General features: G+C 55.7%; 5 protein-coding genes. 4 read left to right on the forward strand and 1 reads right to left on the reverse strand.

Annotated features, from left to right (window positions below; genetic code table 11):
- Positions 1-166 precede the first annotated feature (166 nt).
- Complete coding sequence (locus ABJK70_RS18505) at positions 167-682, reverse strand: hypothetical protein (protein ID WP_347258725.1); 516 nt, start codon at positions 680-682, stop codon at positions 167-169.
- A 436-nt stretch (positions 683-1,118) separates the two neighbouring features.
- Here ABJK70_RS18505 and ABJK70_RS18510 point away from each other — a divergent pair, with 436 nt between their 5' ends.
- The 4 genes from ABJK70_RS18510 to ABJK70_RS18525 all read left to right on the forward strand — a co-directional run.
- A complete protein-coding gene (locus ABJK70_RS18510) occupies positions 1,119-3,341 on the forward strand; it encodes a class I SAM-dependent DNA methyltransferase (protein ID WP_347258726.1) in 2,223 nt (740 codons plus the stop codon).
- A gap of 139 nt (positions 3,342-3,480) precedes the next feature.
- Entirely contained in the window at positions 3,481-4,383 is a 903-nt protein-coding gene (locus tag ABJK70_RS18515) for an Abi family protein (protein ID WP_086132770.1), read from the forward strand.
- Positions 4,384-4,498: 115 nt separating this feature from the next.
- Positions 4,499-5,833 (forward strand): restriction endonuclease subunit S, encoded by a 1,335-nt coding sequence (locus tag ABJK70_RS18520; RefSeq protein WP_347258727.1) that lies wholly within the window; start codon positions 4,499-4,501, stop codon positions 5,831-5,833.
- A partial coding sequence (locus ABJK70_RS18525) for a Fic/DOC family N-terminal domain-containing protein (RefSeq protein WP_347258728.1) occupies positions 5,830-6,141 on the forward strand: 312 nt, incomplete at its 3' end. The genes ABJK70_RS18520 and ABJK70_RS18525, both read left to right, overlap by 4 nt.

Below are 6,141 nucleotides of genomic sequence, written 5' to 3' on the forward strand. Positions count from 1 at the left end.
GTGTTCTTCCCGCTTTGCCAGCGTCGCCCGCTACCGATACCGCCCATCTTTTCTCCTCTCGGATTTTGCCGAAATCATTAAAAAAATTGGCACCGTTGACTTCTCTGAAACATGCTCAAACCCTTGTCGCGCTTCATTTTGCGGCTGTTTCGAATTGATCGCTGTCCTACCCGTTTCGAAGCTCTTTCAGCTTCAAAAGCATGGCCAGGGTGCGCTCGAATTTGCGATCCAGATGCGTTTCGTAGCGGGAGAGCTTCTCCAGGCGATGCGCTTGCAGCCCTTCGCCCAAGGTTTGGGCTTTGATTGCTGGTTGAAAGCGAACCTCTTGCACCATGCGAATGCAGATCGGTCTTAAGGTTTCACGGATGAATTCGGCCAGGCCTTCACCAGTCGCCGGATATTCTTCCTCGACATGCTCATCCCACCGGTCGCGGGATTCCGGAATCAGCGCTCGCCTGGCTTTTTCGTAAGCCTTGGGTCCGCCTTTGCGGAGAATCGCCGCCGCCTTCTGGGTCGCGGCTAGATCAAGTTCAGCGTTCCGTTGGCGCTCGGCGATCTCTTCCGGTGTGGCTGTCAGTAAGTCCGGCAGATCGGCATGTTCGCCGGATAACCCGCGCTCGATGAGTGGGCGAGTATTTCCGGGCCATGGTTTCCCCCTATTCTTGGTAACGGTATGGCTCAACGCGTTGGATTATTTCGGATGCTAGAATACGTTACAAAAAATTCACCTTATCAGCACCCGCGAAATCGGTGAGGTTTTGCCGTTTAAGTTGAAATCGAATAAAGCTTCGTAACTCCCTGCTAATCGGTTTTGGGCGTAAATTTGAGGGAGGAGTGGATGGGGGAACCAACGATGACTTTCAGCCATCCTTTTTTCGCTTCTATCGTCATCACCGAGGCACCGGTTTTGGGCTGAATCCGAATCATTACGCTCGCCATTCATCCTGATGCGGGACGTTCGGGCTCAAGATTTTTGGACGCCAAAGCTACTCGCTGGCACGCAAGACAGCCTCGTTAGCGTGCCCAGCAAATATTGGAACCTGACCACATTGAACATCACTGCGGCTTGATCGCGGGTAGCGGTTATGCCAGCGCAAGAACAACTACAAGAACTGTCCATGCAAAGCACGCAACATCAAAACCTAGTCGGATTCATCTGGAACATCGCCAACAAGCTGCGCGGCCCGTATCGTCCGCCGCAGTACCGGCGCGTGATGCTGCCGCTGATCGTGCTGCGGCGCTTTGATTTGGTGTTGGCCGAGAACAAGCAGAAGGTGCTTGAGGAGAAGAAGCGCCTTGAAGAGAAAGGCATCACCGGTCCCGCCCTGGATAAGGCCCTGTCGCGGATTGCCTCGGAAGGACGCAAGCAGGAACTGTTCAACACCAGCGGGTTCACGTTTAAAAAGCTGCTCGACGACGCGCCCAATATCGCGGGCAATCTGATTGCCTATATTCACGGCTTCTCGCCGCGTGCGCGGGACATCTTCGACAAGTTCGAATTCGAGACGGAAATCGCCAAGCTCGACGAAGCCAACCGGCTGTTCCTGATCATCAAGGAATTCTGCTCGGCGGAAATCGACCTGTCGCCCAAGACCATCAGCAATTTGCAGATGGGCTACCTGTTCGAAGAACTGGTGCGGAAGTTCAACGAGCAGGCGAACGAAGAGGCCGGGGATCACTTCACTCCGCGCGAAGTCATTCGCCTGATGGTGCAACTGCTCTTCACCGGCGAAGAGGACGTTTTCAAGCCAGGTGTCTATCGCAGCGTCTACGACCCGACGGCCGGCACGGGCGGAATGCTTTCCGAGTCCGAAAAATACATGGCCGAGAAGAATCCCGATGCCCACATCGAGTTATTCGGCCAGGAATACAACCCCGAGGCCTACGCCATCTGCTGTTCGGATTTGCTGATCAAGGACGAGCCGATCGATAACCTGATCTACGGCGACACCTTGGGGATCAAGGACGCCAAGAACAAAACCAACGGCTTCGTGCCGCATGACGGCCACCCGGACAAGAAATTCCACTACATGCTGGCCAACCCGCCTTTCGGCGTGGAGTGGAAGCCGGAAGAAGACTTCGTGCGCGACGAATACAAAGACCAGGGCTTTTCCGGCCGCTTCGGGGCCGGATTGCCGCGCATCAATGATGGCTCGCTGCTCTTCTTGCAGCACATGATCTCCAAGATGCACCAGCCGCCCCGCTGGGTCGATGGTAAGAACGTGGGAGGCGACGGCTCCAAGATCGCCATCGTCTTCAACGGCTCGCCCTTGTTCACAGGCGATGCGGGCAGCGGTGAAAGCAATATCCGCCGCTGGATCATCGAGAACGACCTGCTCGACGCGGTCGTCGCCCTGCCGGATCAGATGTTCTACAACACCGGCATCTACACCTACATCTGGATCGTCACCAACAAGAAGCCCAAGCATCGCCAAGGCAAGGTGCAACTGATCGACGGCACCCGGCATTTCAAGAAGATGGACAAGAGCCTGGGCAACAAGCGCAATGAGCTTTCGGACGGCCACATCAAGGAGCTGGTGCGGCTCTACGCCGAACACGAGCACGACGCGGAAAGCGAAGTGTTGGTCGAAGGGAGGCCCGAACGCCGCATTTGCAGTAAGGTGTTTGAGAACCGCGAGTTCGGCTTTCTCAAGATCACCGTGGAACGGCCGTTGCGGCTCAACTTCCAGGCCAGCGCCGAGCGCATCGAGCGGCTTTCCGCGCAGAGCGCCTTCGCCAACCTTGCCAGCAGCAAGAAGCGCAAGGATGACGCCGCCTATCGCGCCGAAGTCGCCGCGGGCGAGAAAACCCAGGCGGCCCTCAAAGCTGTCCTGGAAGGGATGAATGGCGAAACGCTCTACCGCAACCGTTCCGAGTTCGAAGCCGTGCTCGATGCCGCACTAAAAAAGGCGGGCATCAAAATTGGCGCGCCGGTCAGGAAAGCCATACTCGCGGCGCTGTCGGAACGCGACCCGGAGGCCGACATTTGCCTGGACGCCAAGGGCAAGCCGGAACCCGATCCCGATCTGCGCGATACCGAAATCGTGGCCCTGCCCGACGGCATCGCCTTGCCTTTGCCGCTGGGCTACGACAACGAAACCGGCCACGACCAGTTGCTGGCGCTGGTGCGCGACCACTGCGAGGACTACCTCAAGGCCGAAGTCCTGCCGCATGTGCCGGATGCGTGGATAGATCACGGAAAAACCAAGGTCGGCTATGAAATCCCGCTGACTCGGCATTTCTATGTGTATCAGCCGCCGCGCCCGCTGGAGGTGATTGCGGCGGAAATCAGCCAGCTTGAGAAGGAGATTGTGGGGATGTTGAGGGAGGTAACGGCGTGAACACGCGTTTGCTGGATTGCGCGTTTACGTTGAAAACGGTTCACAGTTTGTGTAGATTACGCTCCAACAAAACCCGCCAAGGCTATGCGCGAGAGCGTACCCTCAAACCGGCGGGTTACTTTTTTCCGGGGGATGCCTGATGAAGCGCCCCTTCGCCAAACCGGCCACCACCTACGCCGATCAAGTCGCGCTGCTGCGACGCCGAGGCTTGGAAATCGACGACCCCGCCCAAGCCGCGTTCTACCTTCAGCATCTCAACTACTACCGGCTCGGCGCCTACTGGCTGCCGTTCGAGGCCGATCACCGGAGTCATCGATTCCTGCCCGGCACGCGATTTGTCGACGTGCTCAACCTGTACATCTTCGATCGCGAATTGCGGCTTCTGACTCTGGACGCCATCGAGCGCGTCGAGGTCTCGGTGCGCGCCCAGTGGGCCTATCAATTGGCCCACCGGCACGGACCCCACGCGCATCTCGATCCGACCCTGGCCCAACGTGCCGACCGCTGGCGCCAGAATCTCGACAAGCTGGGGGATGAGGTCAAACGCTCGGACGAAACTTTCATCCGGCATCTGCTAAGCACCTATGCCGAAGACCTGCCGCCGGTCTGGGCCGTGTGCGAAGTCATTTCGCTTGGCCTACTCTCACGTCTTTACAACAACTTGAAACCCATGCCGACCCGCCGCGCCATTGCCGATGTGTACCGCATCGATCAAAGGGTTTTGGAATCCTGGTTGCATCATCTTTGCCTGGTACGCAACACCTGCGCCCATCACAGTCGGCTGTGGAACCGCGAATTCACCATCACGCCGGAACTGCCGCGCAGCAAGCCGGCCGGGCTGCTGGCCCAGTGTCAACCCGGCTCGCGCAAGCTTTACAACACGCTGGTTATTCTCCTGTACGTGATGGACCTAATTGCCCCGGCGCATCACTGGCGGGCGCGGCTCAAGGGTTTGCTGGAAGCGCACGCGGTGCCGGTGGCGGCGATGGATTTTCCGGACGACTGGGCAAGCTTGCCGATCTGGCGGGAGGCGGTGCCATGAAATACCCGAGATACTCCGGTTATGTATACCAGCCGCCGCGCCCGCTGGAAGTGATCGCGGCGGAAATCAGCCAGCTTGAGAAGGAGATTGTGGGGATGTTAGGGGAGGTGGTGTGATGACGTATGCGGAATATCGGGATTTAAAAAACTCTGGCATTAAGTGGCTGCAGGACATTCCCAGCCACTGGAGAATCAAGAGACTAAAGTTCTCTACCGAGTTAGTTAACGACAAGGTAAGCGTTGAAGAATCATCTCTGCCATATCTTGGCCTTGAGCATATCGAATCCTGGACTGGACGAAGAATTTTCGGAGAGATTGCCAATAGCGAGGGTTTAGCATCGGCTTTTTCGACTGGTGACCTGCTTTTCGGAAAGCTGCGTCCATATCTGGCTAAAGTTCATTTGGCTGAACAGGAAGGGTTGATTTCCAGTGAAGCGCTTGTTATTCGCAGCAAAGCCGAAGTTCACTCCGCATTTCTGAAGTATTACATGCTTTCTCGCGATTTCATCAATATCGTAGATTCGTCGACATACGGTAGCAAAATGCCCCGAGCTAACTGGGATTTTATCGGGAATCTGCCGCTTTTACTTCCTGAACTCGAAGAACAACAAGCCATTGCCCGCTTCCTCGATTTCAAAACCGCCCAAATCGATGCCCTGATCGCCAAGAAACAAGCCTTGCTCGACAAGCTGGCCGAAAAGCGCACGGCGCTGATTAGCCATGCCGTGACCAAGGGGCTAGTTCCTTCGGTGCCGATGAAGGATTCGGGAGTGGCTTGGCTGGGGGAGATTCCGGCGCATTGGGAACGAATGCTGATGGCTCGTGTAATTTCAGCCTTTGAACAGGGATGGAGTCCGTCATGCGATGAGCGCGAGGCGTCAGAAGAGGAATGGGGAGTACTGAAATCAGGCTGCGTAAACTATGGCGTATTCCAAGAACGCGAACATAAAACCCTTCCTGCCAGCATTGATCCTATTCCGTCTCTGGAGGTTAAGGCTGGGGATATTTTGATGTGTAGGGCAAGTGGCTCTAAACATTTGATCGGGTCAGTTGCCTTGGTTAAAAAGTGTAGGCCAAAGCTAATGTTTTCCGATAAGACATATCGGGTTTCGCTTCAATCCGCCATGATTGATTCGGAGTTTTTCGTCCTTGTGATGAGGTCGAAATATTTGCGGGAACAAATTGAATTATCTATCAGTGGTGCAGATGGCCTGGCGAATAATATCCCCCAGTCATCAGTTAAAGCATATCAGGTCGTAATTCCGCCTCTCGACGAGCAACAAATAATTGCGGTTACCCTTCAGAAAAAAATCGAGAGCATGGATACACAAGAAAAAAAAATAGCTAAAGCAATCGGCAAGCTACAAGAATACCGCTCCGCCCTAATCACCAACGCCGTCACCGGCAAAATCGACGTGCGGGCTTGGCAACCGAATCAGGAAGCCGCATGAAATTCGAAACTTTCAAAGCCGGTCGCTGGCAGGCGCGTTACCAGTACAAGAGTTTCGAGCCGGTGCCGGTCAATCATGAATGGCACTGGGAAGACCCCGGCATCAATGCCTTGCTGGAGCAAGCCACCCGCGCCCTGGGCGAGTTGAACGCCTTTTCGCTCATCGTGCCGGATATTGATCTGTTCATCGAAATGCATGTGGTCAAGGAAGCGCAGACTTCCAGCAAAATCGAAGGCACGCAAACCGGCATTGACGAAGCCTTGATGCCCGAAGAGCAGATCAGGCCAGAAAAGCGCGACGACTGGCGG

The sequence above is a fragment of the Methylocaldum sp. genome, assembly GCF_039794385.1.
Lineage (GTDB): Bacteria > Pseudomonadota > Gammaproteobacteria > Methylococcales > Methylococcaceae > Methylocaldum.